Origin of the sequence: Streptantibioticus parmotrematis (genome assembly GCF_019890615.1) — a bacterium.
In the GTDB taxonomy this organism is placed as follows: Bacteria; Actinomycetota; Actinomycetes; order Streptomycetales; family Streptomycetaceae; genus Streptantibioticus_D; species Streptantibioticus_D parmotrematis.
This window is the reverse complement of the sequence record NZ_JAINVZ010000011.1, coordinates 129,059-150,316: the sequence shown is the minus strand read 5'-3', so window position 1 is coordinate 150,316 and position 21,258 is coordinate 129,059. Positions and strand designations below refer to the sequence as shown.

The following is a 21,258-nucleotide window of genomic DNA, read 5'->3' as shown; positions in this document are numbered from 1 at the left end:
AGCTAGGAGACGCGCGGCCATGCGCCTCGGCTTCGTATCGCGGGCGGGCGGCAGGCCGGCCGGTCCGCTGCTCGCCGCCCTGTTCGGACTGTCCGCCCTGCTGCTCGCCCTCGGCGGGGCGTTCGCCCCGGCGGCGCGGGCCGCCTCCGGGATCGACGCGGTCGCCGACGCGCTGAAGAAGAACCCGGTCTACGTCGACCCGGCGATGAACGGGCAGGTCTCGCCGTCCGACGCGACCGCGCTCGCCGACAAGATCCGCTCCGACAACAAGCCGGTCTTCGTCGCCGTCCTGCCCGCGACCACCGCGTACCCCAAGCAGTACCTGCTCCAGGACCTGCGGGCCAAGGTCGGCATCACCGGCGTCTACGCGGTGCGGCTGGGGAACGGGTTCAACGCGGGCGCGGATCCGCAGGTCATGTCGCACACCGCGGTGCGCAACCTGGTCGGCGAGGTCCAGCGCTCCTACGCGGGCGACGCGAGCAAGCAGCTCGACCAGTTCGTCGACCAGGCCGACGCGCAGGCCCACGGCCACGCCCCCTCCTCGTGGGGCAGCCAGGGCGGCAGTGGCGCGGGCGTGGCGGGCGCCGTCGCGGTGGGCGCGCTGGTGGTCGTGGCCGGTGGCGGCGGCTCCCTGGTCTACCGCCGCAGCCGCAGGCGCCGGGCCGAACGCGACCGCGAGCAGCTCGACCAGCTGCGCCGGGTGGTCGACGAGGACATCACCGCGTTCGGCGAGGAACTGGACCGGCTCGACTTCAGCCCGAGTGACCCGCACGCCGACGACGCGATGCGCGAGGACTACACCCACGCGCTGGACGCGTACGACCGGGCGAAGACGCTGATGGAAGCGGCGCGGCGGCCGGACGACGTGCGGCCGGTCACCGAGGCGCTCCAGGACGGCCGGTTCGCGCTGGCGACGCTGGCCGCGCGCCGGGCGGGCGAGCCGCTGCCGGAGCGCAGGGTGCCGTGCTTCTTCGACCCGCGGCACGGGCCCTCGGTGGCCGACGTCGACTGGGCGCCGCCCGCCGGAGTGCACCGCACGGTGCCGGCCTGCGCGGCGGACGCGGCGCGGCTGGCGGACGGCCGTGAGCCGATGAGCCGCACGGTCGAGACCGCGCACGGCCCGCAGCCGTACTGGGACGCGGGATCGGCGTACGCGCCGTGGGCGGGCGGCTACTTCGGCGGCGGGATGCTGCCGGGCCTGCTGGCGGGCACGCTGCTGGGCAGCGCGTTCGGCGGCCCGGGGTACGGCTACGAGGGTTACGACGCGGGGTACGACGCCGGTTACGACGCGGGCCTGGGGAACGGCGGCGGGGGCGACGACGGCTCGCAGGGCGGCGACTACTCGGGCTCGAACTTCGACGCCACCGACTTCGGAGGGGACTTCGGGGGCGGGGGCTTCGGCGGCGGGGACGACTCGGGCGACGACGGCGGGGGCTTCGGCGGCGGCGACTGGTGAGGGCGGTCGGCGTCCCGGGCCGGGGCGGTCGGCGCTGGAGCCCTGGGAGCCGGGGCGGTCAGCGCTGGAACGCCAGCACCGTGTCCACCGTGTCGGCGTCGTCCGCCCGCTTGTCCTCGCGGTAGCGCACGACCCGGGCGAACCGCAGCGTCACCCCGGCCGGGTAGCGGGTCGAGCGTTGCAGGCCGTCGAAGGCGATCTCGACGACGAGTTCGGGCCTGACCCGCACCACGAGCCCGTCGTCGTGGATGGCGAGGCGCAGCAGTTCCGCCGTCTGCCACTCCAGCATGGCGTCGGTCAGGCCCTTGAACGTCTTGCCGAGCATCGCGAACGTCCCGTCCGGCCGCCGCGCCCCCAGGTGCAGGTTGGACAGCTTGCCGGTGCGCCGTCCGTGGCCCCACTCGGCGGCCATCACCACCAGGTCGAGGGTGTGCACCGGCTTCACCTTCAGCCAGGACGCCCCGCGCCGCCCGGCGACGTACGGCGCGTCGAGTCCCTTGGCCATCACGCCCTCGTGGCCGCGCTCCAGCACGTCGGCGGCGAACTCGCGGGCCCGCTCGCGCAGTCCGGGGTCGGCCGGGTCCTCGACGGTGACCCGGCGCACCCGGCGCGGTTCGGGCGTGATCGCGGCCAGCCGGGCGTTGCGTTCCCCCGTGGGCAGTTGGAGCAGGTCGTCGCCGTCGACCGCGAGCAGGTCGAAGAAGACCGGCGAGACGGGCAGCCGTGCCTGGCGTTCGTCGACCTCCAGGCGGGAGCCGACGCGCGAGGAGGTCTCCTGGAAGGGGCGCGGGCGGCCGTGGTCGTCCAGGGTGATGACCTCGCCGTCCAGGATCGCCCGGCCGACGTCCAACTCGCGTGCCGCGTCGACCACTTCGGGCAGGCGGTCGGTGATGTCCTCCAGGGTGCGGGTGAAGACCCGTACCGCGTCGCCGTCGCGGTGCACCTGGACGCGGATGCCGTCGAGCTTCTCCTCCAGGGCGCACGGGCCGAGGCGGTCGATCGCGTCGTCCACGTCCCGGGCGCTCTGCGCCAGCATCGGCAGCACCGGGCGGCCGACCTGGAGCCGGAAGTCCTCCAGCGCCTCGGTGCCGCGCGCCAGCAGGGCCTGGGCGACCGCGCCCAGCGAACCGCCCAGCATGACCGCCCTGCGCACGTCGTCGGGCGCGGCGCCGACCGCGGCGGCCAGGCCCTCCACCGCGAGGGCGTCCAGCGCGCCCTGGCGCAGTTCCCCGGCGATCAGGGCGCGCAGGAAGCGTTGCTCCTCCTCGGTCGCCGCGCGCATCAACTCGCCCAGTTGGCGCCTGCGTTCACCCTGCGCCCCGGCCCCGGAGACGGAGGCGAGGCGGTCGAGCGCCTCGTGCGTCCGCAGCACCGTCAGCGTCGGCGACCCGGCCGGCGGATGGGGTTCGCTCAGCGTGCTCCAGCCGACGCCGATGCGGCGCTGCGGGAGGCGTCCGGCGAGGTAGGTGATGACCACCGGTGCCTCGCTGGGCCCGGCGGAACCGAAGAGCCGGGCGAGGGCGGCCGTCTTGGCGGTGCGGGCCCGGGTGGCCGCCACCTCGCGGGACACCCGGGCTACGTCGGCCAGCAGCATGGCCTCATCGTCGCGGCTGCGGGTGGTACGTGCACAGGGCCCACAGCACGAAGACGTCGATCGCGAGGACGATCAGCGACCAGAAGGGGTAGTACGGCAGGAACATGAAGTTCGCGAGCAGGCTGACCGCGACGATGAGGATGCCCACCGCGCGGGCCCACGCCTGTCCGGCGATCACCCCGAAGCCGACGATCAGCACGAGCGCGCTGACGATGATGTGCACCCAGCCCCACGAGTAGAGGCTGAACCTGAAGGCGTAGTTCGGGGTGGACACGTAGACGTGCTGTTTGGCGACGGCGACGACGCCCTCGAAGATGCCGAGGATGCCGTTGGCCACCATCATCACGCCCGCGAAGAGCACGAGTCCGGCGGCCGCGCCCCCGCCGGACGAGCCGCGTGCGGTGGGTGGGGGCGGGGCGTGCGAGGTGGCTCCCGTTGTCTGCGCCATGGTGCCTCCCGGTGTCACGTGGTGCGCGCCGGTCACGTGGTGTGCCGTGCTGTGCGCATGAATCAGGCAAATGGCACATTTCACGTTAACAACGGACGCGATCACCCGCACGGCGGAGCGGGGACGGCCCCACGCGAGGCGGCGGGCGGGAGCCGTACGCGCAAGGGCGCCCGCAGCCCGCAGGTGGAAGGCGGGCCGGGTCCGTGCCCCCGCCCGCCTTCCTCGCGGCTACGTCATGCCGCCCGCCGGAGTCCCGTCAGCGGGCGCCCGGGGTACGGCGACGGCGACCGACGATGACCGCGCCCGCGCCCAGGAGCAGCAGCACCGCGCCGCCGCCCGCGAAGGCCGCGGTCTGGGTGCCGTTGCCGCCGGTCTCGGCGAGGCCGCCGCCGGTCGGCGTGGTCGAGCTGGGCGGCACCGAGGGGGTCCCGCTGGGCGCCGCGGTGGCAGTCGCCGGAGCGGAGGCGGAGGCCGAGGCGGACGGCGCGGAGCTCGGCGACCCGGCGCCGGAGGACGGACTCCCGGAAGCCACCGGGGTCGGCGTCCCGGATCCCCCGGGCGCCGGAGCCGTGGAACCGCCGGGCGACGACGGCGACGGGCTCGCCGAGGAGCACGGCGCCGCTCCGTTCCACGCCGTGATCAGATCGGTCGGCGTCGCCGAATCCGGGTAGTGCGGCAGCGGGTTGGCCACGCCGTCGTACTTGTCGCCGTTGCCGTACAGGTCGATCTGGCCGAAGCAGGACGGCAGGTGCGCGCTGACGTCCAGCGTGGCCTGGAGGTGGCCGTGCTTGAGGACGGTGGTGTCCCAGCCGAGGAAGCCCTGTTCGCCGGAGGACTGCCAGGTCGGGCCCTGCGCGCTGTACGACGCGAGCGAGACCGGGTACTGGCAGCCCTGCGCGACGTCGTGGGTGAGCCTGACCTCGATCGTGCCGGGCGCCGAGCCGTTGATGCGGCCCAAGGTCGTCCAACTGGAGCCGCCGTCCAGCGAGTAGGCGACGCCGACCTGGCCGCACTGCCCGTGGCCGGGGTGGTGGCGTTCCGCGGCCTGCGCGGAAGTGACCCCCGCGACCGATACCGCCGCCGCCATCGCGCCGACGCCGAGGGCGCCGACGATTCGTGAGCCGATGGTCCGTTGCACTGGTGCTCCCTGCTGAACGTGCCGGGCCGGCGGACGGGCGGGGACAGGGATGACGGGGTGCGTGGGCCACCTGTCAGGTGGGGCTGCCAGGGCACAGCTCGAACTCCGCCGCCTGCGAAGGGGGCCTCGTCGCCGAAGTCTGATGTCGCGGCCGGAGGTGGCCGGGCCGCGAGTATGCCGCGCCCGCTTCCGCGCTGTACAGGGGCGTGGTCAGCCGGTTGGCGTCAATCGGGTTGCTATGGGCGGTTGGTGACGCCGTATTCACAGCGAACCTTATGCATCCGTGATGTGAAAACGGCTCTGACCTGTGCGTTCGCTGTCAGTGGGCGGGAGGTGCGGTGGCTCGGGGCGGCGCCGTGCGGCGGCCGGGTTGCTCCGTCCGGGTGCTGTTCATCGGAAGATCCGCGAATCGCATGCTCAGATCCCACGTTCTTCGGGATGCGTCCACATCATGAGGAAGGTATGTAAAGCGGCTCTGCTGTACACAGACCGCCTATATCGCCTTGTTGCCCCTGTCACCCCTGTCGCCCCCGTCGTCATCTGATCGCCCGCACCGACCGAAAGCGAGGAGCCGTGGCCACCACCCGCGTCACGACCTTCTGGACCGCCTGCCTGACCGCCTTCCTCACCGTCTTCGCCCGCCTGCTGACCGCCCTCGGCGTCAAGCGCGAGAGCGGCGCCGGCACCCTCCCGGCCGTCGTCATCCCCGCCCAGCAGACCGCCGCCCGTCGGCGTACCGTCGCCGTCCCGGCGTTGTGCGTGCCGCCGCTGGAGATGGTGAGGGGGCCGCGCAAGCCGGGCTCGCTGCCGCCCACCATCAAGCAGCGCATCCACGCGGAGGCGCACGGCTCCTCCCCCGCGGTACGGCGTCTGGCCGCCGTCGAGGACCCGATGGCGATGCCGATCACGCTCCCGGCGCAGCGCGAGGCGACCGCGGCGGTGGAACACGCATCGGGAACGGGATCGCGAGCGCAGTCCTCCCCGGACCTGCCGCCCGCCGCGTCCGTGCCGTCGCCGCTCGAACCGCTCGGGGCACTCAGTCGCTGAGTCGCCTGAGTCGCTTGAGCCGCTGACGGTGGGCGTGCCCCGGCCGTCGCCTCAGGCCACCGGACGCTCCTGCATCAGCAGTTCCGTGCCGTCGATCTCGATGACGCAGGTCGGCGTGGCGAACCCCATGCGCGACTCTCTGACGCGCACGTGGAACGGATGAGTGGGTTCGTCGGGCAGGACCCCGGTCAGCCGGTAGGTCCCGGAGCCGTGCAACCGCTGCCGGGAGACTTCCTTGCCGTCGATCAGCAGCTCCAGCTCATGCGGCGCCGCCGAGCGCAGGTTGACGGTGATCGAGTGGCTGGCGTGGTCCATGTGGAAATGACGAGAACGACCCATGGCGCACCTCCGCGCTGACCCCCTCGCCCCACCAGCATAGGCTTCCCCGCCCGACCCGGAACCGTTCGTTCCGGCGGGCGCAGTCGTGCGTGCGGGCGCGGTTGCGCGTGCGGGCGGTCGTGCGTGCGCGCGGTCACCGGTGCGGGCGGGCGTGACATTTGTCCTGCGGGAGTGGTGACAGGCGGCTCTGCCGTGGGGACCCGCGCGGGCGGCAGGATGAGTGGTGTCATCAGGGCGGTGACACGAGCGGGGCCCGAGGGGGACGAGATGAACGGGATCATGACGCGGGGATCGCAGGAGCGGACGCAGGCTGTCGGTGGGGACGTGGCGGGCGGGACGAAGGGCGTGGACCTGTCGAAGGTCAAGCCGCTGCCGATCTGGTTCTTCGGGTTCGAGGGCGTCATCGGTGCCGCGTACGACCTGATGCACGTGTGGAAGGGCGCCTGGGTGGTGCTGGCCGCGCTGGCCGCCGTGAACGTCGTGGTGGGCCTGACCGTGATGGGCAAGCGGCGCAAGCTGGTCCGCGCGATGCTGAAGAACTCCCGTACCCGGATGATCGCCGTCGGGCTGATCGCCGCGCGCCTCGGCGCCCACCTGCTGCTGGGCGCGGCCGGGACGCAGGTGACGTCGGCGGCCGGGCACCTGGTCTTCGCCGTCGCGATGGCGGGCGCCACGGTGACGCTGCTGTGGGTGGACCAGCGGATCACCTTCCGCGCGCTCGGCCTGGGGACGCCGAAGCTGGTGTGAGGCCGTAGCCGGTGTGAGGACGTATGACACACGAGGGCCGTCCCGTCGGGGCGGCCCTCACGCGTCGGCGCTGGTTTGGCCGGTGGCGCGGGTGGGCGAGAACCAAGAACATGGCTGACGCGACACGCGCCGGGGGACCGGCGGACGACAGCGGCACCGCGCCCCGGCGGCCGGACGGCGACGAGGGTCTGGAACGCGCCGCGCTCGGCCCGTTGAACGTGCTGGCCATCGCCGTCGCCGCGATCTCGCCGACCACCTCCGTCTTCCTCGTCTACGGCTCGGGCCTGGGCACCGCCGGCACCGGTGTGGTGTGGGCGTTCGTGATCGGCGCGGTCATCGCGCTGTGCATGGCGCTGTGTTACGCGGAGGCCGGCGGGCGCTTCCCGTCGGCCGGGGGCTGCTACGCGATCGTGCGCGGTGCGCTCGGACCGGTGGCCGGTGGCGTCACGGCGGTGCTCTTCCTGCTGCTGGGACTCGTCTCGACCGCCTCGATCCTGGTCGCCTCGGCCACCTATCTGTCCTCGCTGGTGCCCGGCGGGCTGCCGACGGGGTGGGTGGCGCTGGGGATGATGGCGCTGGTGACCGCGCTGTCCATCGGCCGTGTGTCCCCGGCGAGTTGGGTGGCCGCCGTGATGCTGGCGCTCGAACTCGCCGTCATCCTGGTCTTCACCGGCTTCGCCTTCGCGCACGCCGCGCCGGGCGCGCACCCGTTCGGGCAGCCGAGGGCGGCGCGGGAGGCGGGCGCGCTGCCGCACGCGGTCGGCCTCGGCGCGCTGCTGACCGCCGTCGTCCCCGCGCTCTTCGCCTTCAACGGGTACGACTGGCCGCTGTACTTCGTGGAGGAGTCGAGGGGATCGCGCCGGGCGGGTCCGCGGGCCGTCGTGGTGGCCGCCGTCGTCGCCGTGGTCGTCGAACTGCTCGCCGTCGTCGCGGCCACCTCGGCCGTCGGGGACCTGGGCCGCACCGCCTCCGACGCCTCGCCGCTGTCGCTCGTCGCGCGGCAGGTGATGGGCGCGGACGGCGCGAAGGCGCTGATCGCGGGGGTCGTGGTGGCGATGTTCGACACCGGTCTGGCGGCCAACCTCGGCTACGCGCGCGTCTGTTACGCGACCGCGCGGGACGGGATGCTGCCCGGGCCGCTGAACGGGTTCTTCGGGCGGACGTCGGCGCGCTCACGGGTGCCGGTGCGGGCGTTCGCGTTCCTCTTCCTGGGCAACGGCCTGCTGTGCGTGTGCAGTTCGCTGAACGATCTGGTCACCTTCACCGGGGTCATGATCGTCGTGGTGTACCTGCTGGTGGCGGTCTCCGCGCTGGTCGGCCGGGTGCGCGGGCGGGGGCTGCGCGGGGTCTTCCGCATGCCGTGGTGGCCGCTGCCGCCGCTGGTGGCCGTGGTCGGGGTGGCGCTGGCGCTGTCCCGGCAGGACGGCCGCGACCTCGCGGTGGCGCTGGGCGTCGCCGCCCTCGCCCTGGCCGCCTACGCGGTGGCGGCGGCCCGGGGACGCCTGCCGGGGCGGCCCGCGCCGGAGCCCGCGCCGAGGCCCGGGCCGGAGGCCGCGCCGGAGCCCGCTCCGGGAGGCGGTGACGTCTGACCGGCGGCCCTCCGTGCCGGTGACATCCCCGCCCGCCCCGGCCGGTCGTACTGCCCCGCGCCCGCCGTCCCGCCTACCGTCGGCGCCATGCGCGCAGCCTTCGTCGAACGCCTGGGACCGCCCGAGGAGATCACCTACGGCGACCTCCCCACGCCCCGCCCCGGTCCCACCGACGTGCTGGTCGAGGTGGTCGCGACCACCGTCAACCCGGTGGACGCCTTCGTGCGTTCCGGGCTCTTCGCCACACCGGTGCCGTTCCCGTTCGTCGTCGGGCGGGACCTGGTCGGCCGGGTGCTGCGGGCCGGGCCCGGAGCGGCGGACTTCTCGCCCGGCGACGTGGTGTGGTGCGACAGCCTCGGCCACGAGGGCCGTCAGGGCGCAGCGGCCGAACGCGCCGTGGTCGCCGCCGACCGGCTCTACCACCTGCCGCCCGGCGTGGACCCGGCTGTCGCGGTCGCCCTGCTCCACCCCGCCGCCACCGCCCACCTCGCGCTGTTCACCCACGGCCGGGCCAGGCCGGGCGACACCGTGCTGGTCGAGGGCGCGGCGGGGAACGTCGGCACGGTGCTGGTGGCGCTCGCCGCCGAGGCGGGCGCGCGGGTCGTGGCCACCGCCGCCGCGCGCGACGCGGAGTACGTGCGCGGGCTGGGCGCCGCCGAGGTGCTGGACTATCGCGCCGAGGACCTCGGGGAGCGGCTGCGCGCGGCCTGTCCGGACGGCGTCGACCTCTACCTGGACACATCGGGACGCAACGAGCTGGCTACGTCGGTGGACCTGCTGGCGCGGGGCGGTCGCGTCGTGCTGTTCTCGGGTGCCAGGGCCCGCCCCGAACTCCCGGTCGGACCGCTGTACATGAAGGACTGCTCGATCACCGGATTCGTCATCTCCCATGCCACGACAGCCCAGTTGGCGCAGGCCGCGGAGGCCGTCAACCGGCTGCTGGCGGACGGCCGGGCGCGCCCCCGGTCCATCGAGACGCTGCCGCTGTCGGCCACCGCCGAGGCGCACCGCATGGTGGAACGCGGTGCGTTGCACGGCAGGCGGCTGGTGTTGCTGCCCGGCCTGGACGCGGTGGACGGGACGGCCGTGTCCGGGATGTGAAATCCCTTTCCGGCTTCTTGACCGCCCCGATTTCCGGCTGATTGGATCGACGGCATGAAGCGACCGGATCTCACGCGACGACGCCACGTCGATCTCGCGCGTGTCTCCAGCGCTTTCTGTCCGCCCTCCTCCCGGGCCTGACGGCCGAGGCGCCGCCCTCGCCACGTTCCGCCACCACGCCGCGCCCCTGCCCCCGTCTCGCTCCAAGAGGCCCCGGCAGGGCGTGAATTCAGCCTGCGCGCATTCCGTGTTCTTGTTCGCGCGGGTGAACCGTGACCGGTGATGCGTTATCCGTGATCCATGATGTGTGATCCGTGATGCGCAATTCGCCGGTCGCCCTTCGTCCCCGGTTCCCTTTTCCCTTTGGCCGATCACTCGGAACGGTCTTCCGTTCTCCTCAACCGTGCCGGAAAGGTCCCGTCATGGCCGTCGTCCTGTCCGTCTCCGGAAGTCCCTCCGCCACCTCCCGCACCGCGGGGCTGCTGCGTCACCTCGACGCCAGGATCGCGGCGCAGGGGCACGAGGTCGTGCCGCTGGACGTGCGCACGCTGCCCGCGCAGGCTTTGCTGGGCGCCGACTTCGGGCATCCGGCGATCGTGCGCGCGACCGAACTGTTCGCGCGGGCGGACGGCGTGGTGGTCGGCACGCCGGTCTACAAGGCGGCGTACTCGGGCCTGTTGAAGACGCTGCTCGACCTCTTGCCGCAGTACGCGCTGTCCGGCAAGACCGTGCTGCCGCTGGCGACCGGCGGCAGCACCGCGCACGTGCTGGCGATCGACTACGCGCTGCGGCCGGTGCTCAGTTCGATGGGCGCGGCGCACATCCTGCCGGGGTGGTTCACCCTCGACCAGGAGATCACCCTCGGCGAGTCCGGCGCGGTCACCGTCGCGCCTGCCACCGCGCGGATGCTGGGCGAACTCGTCGACCGCTTCTCCGCGGCGCTCGGCGGGCGCCCCGCGCTGCTGCCCGCCGCGTCATGACGGCGGCGGGCCGATGCGCAGGCCCTGCCGCCTGCGGTGGACGGTCAGGTAGGACAGGCCGCCGGGGCCCGCGGTGAGGGCGCGCGCCGCGCCGTGCGGCAGCCACAACAGGGCTCCCTCGGCGAGGCGTTGGCCGTCGTCCGCGGTGCCGAGGGTGCCGTCGCCGCCCACGACGAGCAGCAGGACGTCCAACTCCGGTTCGGTGTGCGGGTCCACGCGCTGCCGCGCGGGCAGGTGGACGACGTTGGCGTCGAGCTGACGGCCCGGTTCGGCCAGCCGCCACAGCGCCCCGGCGGACGCGTCCGCGACGGCGTCCGGCGCGGTGACCGCCCGCACGTCGCACAGCGTGCGCGGGACCGGCGGCCCCGCCCCTTCCTCCTGGGACGACTCGCGTGTCGGTGTCACACGCTCCCCTTCCTCGCTCCGGCGGCCCCCGTCCACGGCAACGGGCACCCCGGCGGTGTCGCGCCGATTATTACAGGTAGCATTCGTGAAAACGTCGGAAGTGCTCCGGCGTCACGGGTGCGCCGGAGCGCGACGCACGCCGTCACGCGACCCGGAGCGCGTTGCGGCGCACGAGGAAGGGGCGGCAGCCGTGGAGCGGACACCGCAGGGCCCGCGTCGTCGTGCCGTGCTGGACGCGCTGCGCGAGGCGGACGGCCCGCTCGGCGTCACCGAGATCGCCGGCCGGCTCGGCGTCCACCCCAACACCGCCCGTTTCCACCTGGACGCGCTGGTCGCCGAGGGCGCCGCGCACCGCACCGTGCAGGAGCCGTCGGGGCCCGGCCGCCCCCGTACCGTCTACGCCCCGCGCCCCGGCATGGATCGCGGTGGGGTGCGCGGGTACCGGCTGCTGGCGCGGATCCTGCTCGGGCGGCTGGCCGTCGAGGGCGAGGCGGCACCGGAGGAGGCCCGGCGGGCGGGGCTGGCGTGGGGCGGGTTCCTGGTCGAGCGTCCCCCGCCGGGCCGGCGGCTGACGGCCGGGCAGGCGACCGACCGGCTCACCGGGCTCCTGGCCGACCTGGGCTTCGAGCCGGAACGCGCGGGGCCGGACGTGGTGCGGCTGCGGCACTGCCCGTTCCTCGAACTCGCCGAGGAGTACGGGCAGATCGTCTGCTCGGTGCACCTCGGCATGATGCAGGGCGCGCTGGAAGAGCTGGGCGGCGAGGTGACGGCGACCGGCCTGGAACCGTTCGCCGAGCCGGACGCCTGCCTGGCCCGGCTCGCGGAGAGCTCGCGGAAAGGTAGTCGACGCGCATGAACCACACCGCCGCATCCGTCACCGCCGCGGTGGCCTTCGTCTGGCTGGGCATGGTCCTGGCCATCTCCTTCCTGGAGGCGCCGCTGAAGTTCCGGGCGCCGGAGGTGACGGTGCGCGTCGGCCTGGGCATCGGGCGGCTGGTCTTCCGTGCCCTGAACGCGGTCGAGGCGCTGTTCGCGCTCGTGGTGATCGTGACCGTGGCGACCGGCGCCCCGAGCACGGCGGTCGCCGCGCTCACCGCCGCCGCGGCCGTCGTGCTCGCCGTCCAGCTCGCCGCCGTGCGGCCCGCGCTGAACCGGCGCTCGGACCGCGTGCTGGCCGGCGAGGAACTGCCGCGCTCGCGCGGGCACTTGGCGTACATCGCGCTGGAGGCGGCCAAGGTCGTCGTCCTGGTCGCCCTGGGTGCCTGCGCGCTGGCCGCCTGAGAGGATGCGACCGTGGATACCGGGGACACCGTGGATACCGGGGACGAGGAGCGACGCGGGGACGACGAGCCGTGGCGCGAGGGCGGCGACCCGGCCTGCTGGCTGAACGCGGTCTGCCCCGCGTGCGGACGGGTACGGGAACGGCCGGGCACACCGGTCTGCGAGCACTGCGGCGCGGGCCCCGACGACCCCGACGACGACGCGGGGGCCGACCGCGACCGGGACCGGGACACGGAGGGGCGGGCGCGCAACGCCCGGCCGCGCGACGGCCTCGGCAGGCCGTTGCCGTACGGAGCCGAGGGCGTCGCCCGCCAGCCCGAAGGGGTGCGCCGCACGCCGGACGAGTCGCTGGCTCAGGCTCAGCGGCTGCTGGACGCGGGGATGCCGTTCCACGCGCACGAGGTCCTGGAGGACGCCTGGAAGACGGCGCCGCCGGGGGAGCGGGGACTGTGGCGGGCGCTCGCGCAGTTCGCCGTGGGACTGACCCACCTCGCGCGGGGCAACGCCAAGGGCGCGCGGACCCTGCTGTCGCGGGCGGCGGACGGCCTCGTGCCCTACGCCGGGCCGCCCGCGCCGTACGGGATCGACGTGCCGGGCCTGATCGCGTGGGCGCGTTCCGACGCGACGGCGGCGGCGGAGCGGGTCCCGCCCGCGCTGCGGGTGCGCGGACGGTGAAGACCCCGCCCGGTCACATCAGGTCGTAGACCAGCAGCCCGTCGGCGCGCAGGCGGGCGCCGCGGGTGGGCGGGTGCTCGGTGAGGCGTCCGTCGTGCGCGAGGTGCAGGACGCGCGCGCCGCGGGCCAGCACCGCGTAGTCGGCGATGATCCTGCGGTGGCAGCGCCACCAGACCGTCTCGCCGCACATCACGGCCGTGGTCGTGCCGGCCGCCTGGGCGAGCAGTTCGTCCATGGCGGCGAGGAAGTCGGGCTCGCGGGTGTGGCCCGCGTAGCCCCGGAACGAGTCGTTCTCCCAGAAGACGTCCGGCGAATCGGCGGTGGGCTTGCGGAAGCCGCCGAGGCGGGGCTCCCAGCGGTACGCGACGCCCTCGCGCGGCAGCCACTCCTCCAGGGCGGCGCGCAGGGTGTCCGGGTTGTGCCTGCTGCCCGGCGCGGTCCGCACGTCCACCACCGCCGCGACCCCGGCGCCGTGCAGCAGTTCCGTCATCCGCTCGCGCGGCAGTGTGCCGTGGCCGAAGGTCAGCAGCGTCGTGCCGGGCTCCCGCGCGTCGGCCGTCCGGAGCGGACCGCGCGCGGTCATCGGCGTCCGGGCCGGTCCGCGGGAAGCTTCCGCATACTCCGAGTCTGCCGACCTGCCCGCCGCCGCGCGATCGCTGGGCCCCGGGCGGTGTCCGCCTCACGCCCTCCACAGGTCCGGGCCGAAGACCTCGTAGCGCACCGCCTCGGCGGGCACACCGCGCCGCAGCAGGTCGCCCCGGACGGCACGCATGAACGGCAGCGGGCCGCACAGGTACGCGGTGAGCCCGTCCGGCAGCGCGACCGCGCCCAGATCGGCCCGCCCCCGGCGCACGACCGCTCGTCCGCCCTCGTGGTGACCGTCCACCGCGTCCGCCCCCGCCTCGTACCACAGGTGCAGCTCGGCCTGCGGCAACTCCTCGACCAGCCGCCGCAGTTCGGTCCGGTGCGCGTGGTGGCCGGGCTCGCGGTCGGCGTGCACCACGACGAGCCGGCGGGCCGGGCCGCCCGCCGCGCGGTCCGCCGCCAGCCGGTGCAGCATCGCCAGCATCGGCGTGCCGCCGATCCCGGCCGAGGCCAGCAGCAGCGGCCCGTCGCCCGCGGGCAGCACGAGGTCGCCGAAGGGCGCCGAGACCTCCAGCACGTCACCGGGCGTGGCGTGGGCGTGCAGCCAGGTGGAGACCTCGCCGTCCGGGCCCGCGCCGTCCGCGACCCGCTTGACGGTGATCCGCCACTCGGGCAGGCCGGGCGCGCCGGACAGGCTGTACTGGCGTATCTGGCGGGCGCCGTCCGCGAGCCGGACGCCGACGCTCACGTACTGCCCGGGCCGGAACGCGCCCGCCGGGCCGTCGCCGTCGCCGTCGGCGGGGCGCAGGGTGAGGGAGATCGCGTCGGGCGTCTCCTGGCGGCGCCCGGTGACGACCATGCGCCGCCACACCTCGCCCTCGGCGACCCCGGCGCGCTCGTACAGCCGTGCCTCGATGGCGATCAGGGCGTTCGCCATCAGCCAGTACACCTCGTCCCAGGCCGCGGCGACGGACGGGGTGACCGCGTCGCCCAGCACCTCGGCGATCGCCGCGAACAGGTGCCGGTGGACGACCTTGTACTGGTCGGAGGAGATGCCGAGCGACGCGTGCTTGTGGGCGATGCGCGTGAGCATCGCGTCCGGCCGGGTGTCGGGGCGCTCCAGCAGCATCCCGGCGAAGGCGGCGATCGACCCGGCCAGCGCCTGGCGCTGTTCGCCGTTGGCCTGGTTGCCCCGGTTGAACAGGTCGCGCAGCAACTCCGGATGGGCGTCGAACAGCTTCCGGTAGAACAGCTCGGCGATCTCGCCGATGGCGGCGCCGACCACCGGCAGGGTCGCGCGGACGACAGGGGTGGCCTCGTCGGACAGCATGGTTTTCTCCTTCGGTTCACGTGCCCGGCTTAAGTGGTAAGTGATCTTCATATTTTGAGTCGGACCGGTCGGCCGGGCGGTCGTTCGGTCGGTACGGGCCCCGTGAGGGGTGGTCGGGCGCGGGTCCTCAGTCCTGTGGCCGTGCCGTGAGGCCGACCAGGACCGGACCCGTCGGAGAGCCGACCAGGTCCCCGATGGTCAGCGTCTCCAGTGAGGCGTAGAACGCCTGCTGGGCCTCGCGCAGCGCGCGCCGCAGCAGGCAGGCGCCGCGCAGCGGGCAGGGCGGATCGCCGTCGCAGTCGACGACCTCCTCCTCCCCCTCCAGCGTGCGGACCAGCCAGCCCACCGAGGAGCGCAGGCCGAACGCGGTCAGCTCCAGGCCGCCGCCCCGGCCGCGGCGCGCCTCCACGACGCCCAGGTGCTGGAGTCTGGCGACCACCTTGACCATGTGCGCGTACGGCGCGGCCATGGCCTCGGCCACCTCCCGGGTGGTGAGACTCTCGTTCTGCTTCGTCACCGCCAGGCGCATCACCGCGCGCAGCGCCAGGTCGGTGGACTTCTTCAACCGCACGCCCTGACGCTAACAAATAGGTGGATGAGATGAATATTTGGGGGTGGGTCAACGGCCCGGAACGGGCCACCCGCCGCCGGGACCTTCACGGAGACCTTCACGGAATCCGACCCGTCCGCGTACCGCGCGACTCCTTGACACCTGTCGGGCGCACTCTGAAAATCCTCGTTGTCAGATTGGGCTCCGGACCCCCGAGTGCCCCGCACCCCCGCATGGCCGGGGCAACACCCCGCGCCCGGCGCTGCCAGCGCCCACCCTGCTCAGCGCCACGCCCTGCTCAGCTCCCCACGCACTTCAGCACCGCACCTCTGCTCAGCACGCACCCTGCTCAGCACCGCAGCCGCACCGCACCGCACCCGCACGCGCCGCGTCCCGTCCGCGTCGCGGGCGTGCCGATCGTGCCGAACGTGGCGATCACGCCCGCCCGCGGTGGTCCGACGCGTCGCCCACCTCGACGAGTTGAGGACTCCCCCACCATGGCTTCACGCATCACGACCCTGGCCGCGACCGCCGCCTGCTGCGCGCTCGTGCTCGCCGCCGCCGGGCCCGCCACCGCCGCCACCGCCACGACCGCCGCCACCGCCGACACCGCCACGACCGCCAAGGCCTCGGACGCCCCGAGTGCCGGGTCCGTCGCGCCGGGGCAGGACCCCTTCTACAGCGCCCCCGCGGACATCGGCTCGTACGCCCCCGGCCAGATCGTCGCGACCCGGCCGGTGTCGGTGACGCTGCTCGGGCTGCCCACCGGGACGGACGCCTGGCAGATCTCGTACCGCACCAACGACTCGCACGGGCAACCGGAGTTGACGGTCACCACGCTCATGGTGCCCGGCGGCGCGGCCTCCGGGAGCGACCGCCCGGTGGTCTCGCTCCAGGCGCCCGAGGACAGCACCGGGTCGCAGTGCGCGCCCTCCTACACCCTCGCGTCCGGCACCGACGTGGCCGACCTGGCGGACGCGGCGACGCTGCTGCTGAAGGGCTGGGCGGTGGCCGTGCCCGACTTCGAGGGGCCCAAGTCGGTGTTCATGGCGGGCCCGCAGGCCGGGCACGCGGTGCTCGACGGCATCCGCGCGGTGAAGAACTTCCAGGACACCCAGGACACCGGTATCGGTGCCAACAGCCCCTGGGCGCTGGACGGTTACTCGGGCGGCGCGGAGGCGACCGGCTGGGCGGCGCAGCTCCAGCCGTCCTACGCCCCGGACGTCCGGCTGGCCGGTGCCGCGATGGGCGGCGTGCCCGCCGACCCGACCGCGGTCGCGCGTTCGCTGGACGGCGGCGCGGCGGCCGGGTTCGAGATGGCGGCGGCGTGGAGCATCAGCACCGAGTTCCCCGAGGTGGGGATCCCGTCGCTGCTCAACGCGCAGGGGCAGCAGGACTTCACGAACACCGGCGGCAAGTGCATGACCCAGCTGCTGGCCGCCTACCCGTTCAAGAAGCTGTCCTCGGACACCACCGTGCCCGACCCGCTGAGCGTGCCGTCGGTCGCGGCCGTGCTGAACGAGAACAGGCTCGGCACCCAGGCCCCCGCCACGCCGGTCTACGACTACCACGCGGACACGGACGAGATCGTGCCGGTGGGCCAGGACGACACGCTGGTCAAGGACTGGTGCGCCAAGGGCGCGACCGTGGACGAGGTGCGCGACCCGATCGGCGAGCACGTCGAGGAGGCGGTCGCCCGCAGGCTGTCCGTCCTGGACTTCCTCTCCGACCGCTTCGCGGGCCGGAGCGCGGACAGCAGCTGCTGACCCCGGGACCGGGGCCCGAAGGCTTCGGCCGCATCCGCTGGTTCGACCGCTTCGGCCGCTCCCGCCGCTTCGGGAACGGCCTCAGGCCTCGAAGTACTCGTCCAGGATCGCGTCGAGCTCCGTCGCCCACCGCTTGGGCTGGGAACGGTTGGGCGCGTCCACGTACGCCTCGTACGTGTGGCGGCTCGTCGTGTAGACCGTGACGATCAGGGTGCGGCCGAAGCGCGGGGTGTCGACCTCGACGGCGCCGATCTCGTCCCAGGTGAAGTCCGCCTCCTCGCCGTCCAGCGTGAAGCGCACGCCCCGGCGGTCGGCGGTGACGCCGCCGCGGTGGTCGGACGCCTCGAACGAGGGGCCGCCCATGGCGTCCGCTTCGCCGGAAGTGTCCGCTTCATCTGGTTCGTCCGCTTCCGTGGCGTCGGTGGTCTCCGCGGTGCCGTCCCGCGTCCCGGCCTCGTCGGCGTCCGGCGCGGCCGGGGCCTGGTCAGCGGCCACCGCCTCGTCAGCGGGCGCCGCCTTCTCAGCGGCCACCGTCTCGTCGGCGGCCGGCGGCGTCGGGTCGTCCGGTGCCGATGGCTCGCGGGCCGCCTCCGCCTGGCGTGGCAGGGTCAGACCGGGGACGAACGCCGGGTCGAGCCCGGCGGCGTGCACGGGGGGAATCTTCGGGCCGTTGCGCTGCTCCACGGCGGGCAGTATCTCCGATCAGGCTGTGCGGGCAACAGTGCGGTGGGCGGCGATCGCCGCCCGGGCGGGCGCGGCGCGCCGGAGCCGCCCGGACGACGCGGGCGGTCCCCGGCGCGCCGCGGCTCACTTCGCCGCGTGTCCCGCGTCCTGCGACGCCTGCTGCACGTAGGCGTCCGTGTAGGTCTTCGACACGTCGATGGAGTGGCCCTTGACCACCGGGTCGATCGCGGACAGGACGCGCAGCACGGTCTGCGGCGCGTCGGTGGGCATCTGGCCGGTGGGGTCGTACATGCCCATCTCGTTGGCGAGCGCCTGGACGTAGTTCTGCTTGCCGGAACCCGCGTAGAAGTCCGCCGGGACCTCCTCGGTGACCTGGGTCGCGGAGTGCGTCTCGATCCACTGCAACGACGCGTAGAGCGCGTTGACCATCTTCTGCACGACGTCCTTGTGGCTCGCGGCCCAGGAGGACTGCACGGTCAGGCAGGTGCCGGGGTACGGGCCGCCGAGCGCGGCCTTGGTGCCGGCCAGCGTGCGCATGTCGGTGGTGATCTTCGCCAGGTGCTTCTGGAGCAGGGTGGAGATGGTCGGCTCGGTGGTCACGCCCGCGTCCACGCGGTGGTGCTGGAAGGCGGCGACGAAGGTCGGGCCCGCGGCGACCGCCACCAGGTGGGTCTGGTCCAGCGGGATGCCGTCGTGCAGCGACAGGTAGTCGCCCAGGTAGGAGGTCGAGGAGCCGAGGCCGGTCACGCCGACGGTCTTGCCGCGCAGGTCGGCGGGGGAGGCGATGGACTCGTCGGTGCGGGCCATCTCCACCATGCCGGGTGCCTGGAGCAGCTGGATGACCGACTCGGTCTGTTTGCCCTTGGCCTGGAGGTCGAGGTTGTGGTCGTAGAAGCCGATCATCCCCTGGACCTGGCCTGCCAGCAGGGCGTCGGTGACCTGGCTGGTGGACTGGAGGTTGTCGATCTTGACGTCCAGGCCCTGCTTCCGGAAGAAGCCCAGGCGCTGCGCGAGGATCAGCGGCAGGTAGCTCTGGTTCTGCTGGTTGGACAGGGCGATGGTCGCCGACGTCAGGCCGTTCGCGTCCTTGCCGTCCTTGCCGTCGCCGCCCGAGCCGGAACAGCCCGACACCGCGGTCGTGAGGGCGAGGGCGGCGGCCGCGACGGCGATCTTCTTGCGCCACATGGGATGCGTCTTCTCCTTTTGGTGGGGTTCGCTGGACTCGGGCCTTACGGATACGGCTCGTCGGACAGGGCCGTCGGATGCGTGCCGTCGGATGCGGGTCGTCGGCTGTCGGCGCCGCGAACTGCGGCTCGCCGTCTAGCGGTTGGAGCCGGGGCGCGGTCTCCAGCGCAGCAACCGGCGCTCCAGCAGCGTGATCAGGCCCTCGGCGGTCAGCGCGAGCAGCGCGGTGATGACCAGGCCCGCGTAGACGCCGTCGGGGTCGAAGTTGGCCTGCGCCTGCGAGATCAGCAGGCCCAATCCCTGCTGTGCGCCCAGCAGTTCGCCGACGATCGCGCCGGTGACGGCGAACCCGAAGGCGACGTGCAGGCTGGTGGTGATCCAGCTGAGCGCGGACGGCACGACCACCTGCCAGGTCACCTGCACCGGACCGGCCCCCAGCACCCGGGCGTTGGCGATCAGCGCCCGGTCGACCTCCCGGGCGCCCTGGAAGGCGTTGAAGAAGACGCCGAAGAAGACCAGCACCACCGCGAGCGCGACCTTGGAGCCGATGCCGAGGCCGAACCAGATCGCGAACACCGAGCCGAGGACGATGCGCGGGATGGAGTTGAGGGTCTTGATGTACGGCGCGAGGATGTCGGCCGCGAGCCGCATCCTGCCGAGCGCGATCCCGCAGACGACGCCCAGCGTGGTGCCGATGCCGAAGCCGAGCAGGGTCTCCTGGAGGGTGACCCAGACCTGGGTGAGCAGCGGGCCCTGGGAGGTGCCGTGCCGGATCCAGGTCTCCAGCCGGTCCCAGATGCCGGAGGGCCGGCCGAAGTAGAAGGTGTCGATGGTGTGGGTGGCGGCGAGCAGCTGCCACGTGCCGAGGAAGACCACGAGCACCGCGACGCGCCCGACCGCGACGACCAGGGCCCGTCCGCGTAACCGGGTGCGGCGAACGGTGGCCGCGCCGCCGGGCACGACCGCTCCGGCCTGCGCGGCCCCCGCGACGTCCGGCACCGTCCTCGCGCCCGCGCTCCGCGTGCTCCCGCCCGCGCTCTTCCCGTTCACGCCGCCCCCAGGCCGCGTTCGTAGGCCACCCGCACCTCGTCGCGCAGCGCCTTCCACACCAGCTCGTGCAGGCGGACGAAGTCGGGGTGGTGGCGGATCTCGCGGGCGTCGCGCGGCCGGGGCAGGTCGATGTCGAACTCCTCCTTGACCGTGGCCGGTCCCGCGGTCAGCACGACGACCTTGTCGGCGAGCGTGATCGCCTCCTCCAGGTCGTGGGTGACGAACACGACCGAGGGGCGGGTCAGTTCCCACAGGGACAGGAGCTCGTCCGACATGATCTGCCGGGTCTGCACGTCGAGGCCGGAGAACGGTTCGTCCATCAGCAGCACCCGCGGCCGGTTGACCAGTGTCTGGGCGAGGGCGACGCGCTTGCGCATGCCGCCGGAGAGCTGGTGCGGGTGGTAGCGCTCGAAACCGGCGAGCCCCACCCGTCGCACCCAGTCCGCCGCCAGCGCCTGGGCCCGGGCGCGCGGCACGCCCCGGAAGCGGGGGCCGGCGGCGACGTTGCCCAGCACCGTCTTCCAGGGGAAGACCGCGTCGGTCTGGAAGACGAAGCCGATGTCCTGCCCGATGCCGTCGACCGGGCGGCCGTCCACCGACACCGTTCCGCTTTCGGGGCGTTCGGTGCCGCAGATCAGCGACAGCAGCGTCGACTTGCCGCAGCCGGTGGGCCCGATGACGGCTGTGAACGAGCCGGGCTCCACGCGGAACGACACGTCGCGCACCGCCTCACGGTGCTCGCCGCGTGGGGAGGCGAAGCGCTTGGTGACGCCGTCCAGCACGATCGGGACGGGTGTCACCGGCTGCCGGGCGGCGTCCGGTTCCGGTTCGGGGTCCTGCCGTAATTCAGTCCTCACCCGCGTGAGGCTGCCAGATCCCGGGCGTGCGCAACAGCCTCCCTGTTCCCAGGGCGAACAGGCGTCCGGGTGGGCGCCGTTCGCATCACCGGGGTGATTCCGCCCTCTGGCGGCAGGCTAGTTGAATGAGAAATCACATCGGTCGTCGTATGCCCGCGTCACGAACGGGTGTCCTGTGACTCACCCGTCCGATATCCGACGTCAGGGCCGCATCCCGGCCGCGCGGTCCGGAACCGCGGCCCGCCCCCCGGCGGCGGTGGCGGCCGCGTGCGCCGGATTCCTTGCCGCGCGCACGCTTTACGGCGGCTCCGGGGTGTGTTGGAATGCGTCTCCGCGACGACACAGCGCACAGCACGTACCGATGTCGACACCGACGGACGTACCGCCGTGGCACACCGACCGCGGGCGTCGCACCGAAACCGAGGGCACCGAACCGAGGCCGGGTGCCAGG

At 73.8% G+C, this 21,258-nt stretch carries 23 protein-coding genes; 11 read left to right on the top strand and 12 right to left on the bottom strand.

Annotated elements, in window-relative coordinates:
- Window positions 1-19 precede the first annotated feature (19 nt).
- On the top strand, window positions 20-1,456 hold the full coding sequence (locus tag K7472_RS17820; RefSeq protein WP_222979141.1) for a hypothetical protein: 1,437 nt from the start codon (window positions 20-22) through the stop codon (window positions 1,454-1,456).
- A 58-nt stretch (window positions 1,457-1,514) separates the two neighbouring features.
- Here the strand turns inward: K7472_RS17820 and K7472_RS17815 are convergent, their stop codons facing one another.
- From K7472_RS17815 to K7472_RS17805, 3 genes are all read right to left on the bottom strand, one after another.
- Window positions 1,515-3,050: an ATP-dependent DNA ligase gene (locus K7472_RS17815; RefSeq protein WP_222979139.1), complete on the bottom strand. Its 1,536-nt coding sequence runs from the start codon at window positions 3,048-3,050 to the stop codon at window positions 1,515-1,517.
- A gap of 4 nt (window positions 3,051-3,054) precedes the next feature.
- Window positions 3,055-3,498 carry a DUF7144 family membrane protein gene (locus K7472_RS17810; RefSeq protein ID WP_252395782.1) on the bottom strand — a complete coding sequence of 148 codons (444 nt, stop codon included), beginning with the start codon at window positions 3,496-3,498 and terminating at the stop codon, window positions 3,055-3,057.
- A 256-nt stretch (window positions 3,499-3,754) separates the two neighbouring features.
- Entirely contained in the window at window positions 3,755-4,636 is an 882-nt protein-coding gene (locus tag K7472_RS17805; RefSeq protein ID WP_222979137.1) for an LAETG motif-containing sortase-dependent surface protein, read from the bottom strand.
- 573 nt (window positions 4,637-5,209) lie between these two features.
- On the opposite strand from K7472_RS17805, the gene K7472_RS32720 reads away from it, so the two are divergent.
- Window positions 5,210-5,683, top strand: coding sequence for a DUF6344 domain-containing protein (locus K7472_RS32720; protein ID WP_308013963.1), 474 nt, complete (start codon window positions 5,210-5,212; stop codon window positions 5,681-5,683).
- A 51-nt stretch (window positions 5,684-5,734) separates the two neighbouring features.
- Here the strand turns inward: K7472_RS32720 and K7472_RS17795 are convergent, their stop codons facing one another.
- Window positions 5,735-5,998, bottom strand: a complete 264-nt coding sequence (locus K7472_RS17795; protein WP_252395781.1) for a hypothetical protein — start codon at window positions 5,996-5,998, stop codon at window positions 5,735-5,737.
- A gap of 291 nt (window positions 5,999-6,289) precedes the next feature.
- Between K7472_RS17795 and K7472_RS17790 the strand changes: the two genes are divergently transcribed.
- The 5 genes from K7472_RS17790 (at window position 6,290) to ssuE (ending at window position 10,439) form a co-directional block, all read left to right on the top strand.
- Window positions 6,290-6,769 (top strand): hypothetical protein, encoded by a 480-nt coding sequence (locus K7472_RS17790; RefSeq protein ID WP_252395780.1) that lies wholly within the window; start codon window positions 6,290-6,292, stop codon window positions 6,767-6,769.
- Window positions 6,770-6,879: 110 nt separating this feature from the next.
- A complete protein-coding gene (locus K7472_RS17785) occupies window positions 6,880-8,358 on the top strand; it encodes an APC family permease (protein WP_252395779.1) in 1,479 nt (492 codons plus the stop codon).
- Window positions 8,359-8,445: 87 nt separating this feature from the next.
- The gene (locus K7472_RS17780; protein ID WP_222979132.1) at window positions 8,446-9,459 is read left to right on the top strand and encodes an NADPH:quinone reductase; all 1,014 of its coding nucleotides are present in this window, start codon (window positions 8,446-8,448) and stop codon (window positions 9,457-9,459) included.
- 54 nt (window positions 9,460-9,513) lie between these two features.
- The gene (locus tag K7472_RS33710) at window positions 9,514-9,600 is read left to right on the top strand and encodes a putative leader peptide (protein ID WP_358233614.1); all 87 of its coding nucleotides are present in this window, start codon (window positions 9,514-9,516) and stop codon (window positions 9,598-9,600) included.
- 281 nt (window positions 9,601-9,881) lie between these two features.
- Window positions 9,882-10,439 (top strand): NADPH-dependent FMN reductase, encoded by a 558-nt coding sequence (gene ssuE / locus K7472_RS17775; RefSeq protein ID WP_222979130.1) that lies wholly within the window; start codon window positions 9,882-9,884, stop codon window positions 10,437-10,439.
- Here ssuE and K7472_RS17770 read toward each other — a convergent pair.
- A complete protein-coding gene (locus K7472_RS17770) occupies window positions 10,434-10,844 on the bottom strand; it encodes a hypothetical protein (RefSeq protein WP_222979128.1) in 411 nt (136 codons plus the stop codon). The two genes, ssuE and K7472_RS17770, sit on opposite strands and share 6 nt — an antisense overlap.
- Window positions 10,845-11,034: 190 nt before the next feature.
- Here K7472_RS17770 and K7472_RS17765 point away from each other — a divergent pair, with 190 nt between their 5' ends.
- Genes K7472_RS17765 through K7472_RS17755 form a run of 3 tightly spaced genes read left to right on the top strand, consistent with a single transcriptional unit; the run spans window position 11,035 to window position 12,800 of the window.
- Window positions 11,035-11,700, top strand: coding sequence for a helix-turn-helix transcriptional regulator (locus K7472_RS17765; protein WP_222979126.1), 666 nt, complete (start codon window positions 11,035-11,037; stop codon window positions 11,698-11,700).
- Window positions 11,697-12,125 carry a hypothetical protein gene (locus tag K7472_RS17760; protein WP_222979124.1) on the top strand — a complete coding sequence of 143 codons (429 nt, stop codon included), beginning with the start codon at window positions 11,697-11,699 and terminating at the stop codon, window positions 12,123-12,125. Before K7472_RS17765 ends, K7472_RS17760 begins: the two co-directional genes overlap by 4 nt.
- Before the next feature lie 12 nt (window positions 12,126-12,137).
- Window positions 12,138-12,800 carry a DUF309 domain-containing protein gene (locus K7472_RS17755; RefSeq protein WP_372457987.1) on the top strand — a complete coding sequence of 221 codons (663 nt, stop codon included), beginning with the start codon at window positions 12,138-12,140 and terminating at the stop codon, window positions 12,798-12,800.
- Between the two features lie 13 nt (window positions 12,801-12,813).
- Here the strand turns inward: K7472_RS17755 and K7472_RS17750 are convergent, their stop codons facing one another.
- The 3 genes from K7472_RS17750 to K7472_RS17740 all read right to left on the bottom strand — a co-directional run bounded on the left by K7472_RS17750 (window position 12,814) and on the right by K7472_RS17740 (window position 15,286).
- On the bottom strand, window positions 12,814-13,383 hold the full coding sequence (locus tag K7472_RS17750) for a DUF488 domain-containing protein (protein ID WP_222979123.1): 570 nt from the start codon (window positions 13,381-13,383) through the stop codon (window positions 12,814-12,816).
- A 96-nt stretch (window positions 13,384-13,479) separates the two neighbouring features.
- Window positions 13,480-14,715: a globin domain-containing protein gene (locus K7472_RS17745; RefSeq protein WP_222979122.1), complete on the bottom strand. Its 1,236-nt coding sequence runs from the start codon at window positions 14,713-14,715 to the stop codon at window positions 13,480-13,482.
- Window positions 14,716-14,842: 127 nt separating this feature from the next.
- The gene (locus K7472_RS17740) at window positions 14,843-15,286 is read right to left on the bottom strand and encodes an RrF2 family transcriptional regulator (protein ID WP_222979121.1); all 444 of its coding nucleotides are present in this window, start codon (window positions 15,284-15,286) and stop codon (window positions 14,843-14,845) included.
- A 476-nt stretch (window positions 15,287-15,762) separates the two neighbouring features.
- Here K7472_RS17740 and K7472_RS17735 point away from each other — a divergent pair, with 476 nt between their 5' ends.
- The gene (locus K7472_RS17735) at window positions 15,763-17,031 is read left to right on the top strand and encodes a lipase family protein (RefSeq protein ID WP_222979120.1); all 1,269 of its coding nucleotides are present in this window, start codon (window positions 15,763-15,765) and stop codon (window positions 17,029-17,031) included.
- Window positions 17,032-17,112: 81 nt separating this feature from the next.
- On the opposite strand, the gene K7472_RS17730 is transcribed toward K7472_RS17735, so the two are convergent.
- The 4 genes from K7472_RS17730 to K7472_RS17715 all read right to left on the bottom strand — a co-directional run bounded on the left by K7472_RS17730 (window position 17,113) and on the right by K7472_RS17715 (window position 20,750).
- Window positions 17,113-17,715, bottom strand: coding sequence for a hypothetical protein (locus K7472_RS17730; protein WP_222979118.1), 603 nt, complete (start codon window positions 17,713-17,715; stop codon window positions 17,113-17,115).
- A 123-nt stretch (window positions 17,716-17,838) separates the two neighbouring features.
- Window positions 17,839-18,900, bottom strand: a complete 1,062-nt coding sequence (locus tag K7472_RS17725) for an ABC transporter substrate-binding protein (protein WP_222979117.1) — start codon at window positions 18,898-18,900, stop codon at window positions 17,839-17,841.
- Between the two features lie 135 nt (window positions 18,901-19,035).
- The gene (locus tag K7472_RS17720; protein ID WP_372457986.1) at window positions 19,036-19,950 is read right to left on the bottom strand and encodes an ABC transporter permease; all 915 of its coding nucleotides are present in this window, start codon (window positions 19,948-19,950) and stop codon (window positions 19,036-19,038) included.
- A complete protein-coding gene (locus tag K7472_RS17715; RefSeq protein ID WP_222979317.1) occupies window positions 19,947-20,750 on the bottom strand; it encodes an ABC transporter ATP-binding protein in 804 nt (267 codons plus the stop codon). Before K7472_RS17715 ends, K7472_RS17720 begins: the two co-directional genes overlap by 4 nt.
- Window positions 20,751-21,258: the final 508 nt, after the last annotated feature.

What these genes read in the sequence shown, in the direction of transcription:
- K7472_RS17745 (WP_222979122.1), bottom strand. Translation starts at nt 14,715, where the DNA reads ATGCTGTCCGACGAGGCCACCCCTGTCGTCCGCGCGACCCTGCCGGTG.
- K7472_RS17760 (WP_222979124.1), top strand. Translation starts at nt 11,697, where the DNA reads ATGAACCACACCGCCGCATCCGTCACCGCCGCGGTGGCCTTCGTCTGG.
- K7472_RS17810 (WP_252395782.1), bottom strand. Translation starts at nt 3,498, where the DNA reads ATGGCGCAGACAACGGGAGCCACCTCGCACGCCCCGCCCCCACCCACC.
- ssuE (WP_222979130.1), top strand. Translation starts at nt 9,882, where the DNA reads ATGGCCGTCGTCCTGTCCGTCTCCGGAAGTCCCTCCGCCACCTCCCGC.
- K7472_RS17750 (WP_222979123.1), bottom strand. Translation starts at nt 13,383, where the DNA reads ATGACCGCGCGCGGTCCGCTCCGGACGGCCGACGCGCGGGAGCCCGGC.
- K7472_RS17725 (WP_222979117.1), bottom strand. Translation starts at nt 18,900, where the DNA reads ATGTGGCGCAAGAAGATCGCCGTCGCGGCCGCCGCCCTCGCCCTCACG.
- K7472_RS17785 (WP_252395779.1), top strand. Translation starts at nt 6,880, where the DNA reads ATGGCTGACGCGACACGCGCCGGGGGACCGGCGGACGACAGCGGCACC.
- K7472_RS33710 (WP_358233614.1), top strand. Translation starts at nt 9,514, where the DNA reads ATGAAGCGACCGGATCTCACGCGACGACGCCACGTCGATCTCGCGCGT.
- K7472_RS17815 (WP_222979139.1), bottom strand. Translation starts at nt 3,050, where the DNA reads ATGCTGCTGGCCGACGTAGCCCGGGTGTCCCGCGAGGTGGCGGCCACC.
- K7472_RS17795 (WP_252395781.1), bottom strand. Translation starts at nt 5,998, where the DNA reads ATGGACCACGCCAGCCACTCGATCACCGTCAACCTGCGCTCGGCGGCG.
- K7472_RS17735 (WP_222979120.1), top strand. Translation starts at nt 15,763, where the DNA reads ATGGCTTCACGCATCACGACCCTGGCCGCGACCGCCGCCTGCTGCGCG.
- K7472_RS17820 (WP_222979141.1), top strand. Translation starts at nt 20, where the DNA reads ATGCGCCTCGGCTTCGTATCGCGGGCGGGCGGCAGGCCGGCCGGTCCG.
- K7472_RS17780 (WP_222979132.1), top strand. Translation starts at nt 8,446, where the DNA reads ATGCGCGCAGCCTTCGTCGAACGCCTGGGACCGCCCGAGGAGATCACC.
- K7472_RS17790 (WP_252395780.1), top strand. Translation starts at nt 6,290, where the DNA reads ATGAACGGGATCATGACGCGGGGATCGCAGGAGCGGACGCAGGCTGTC.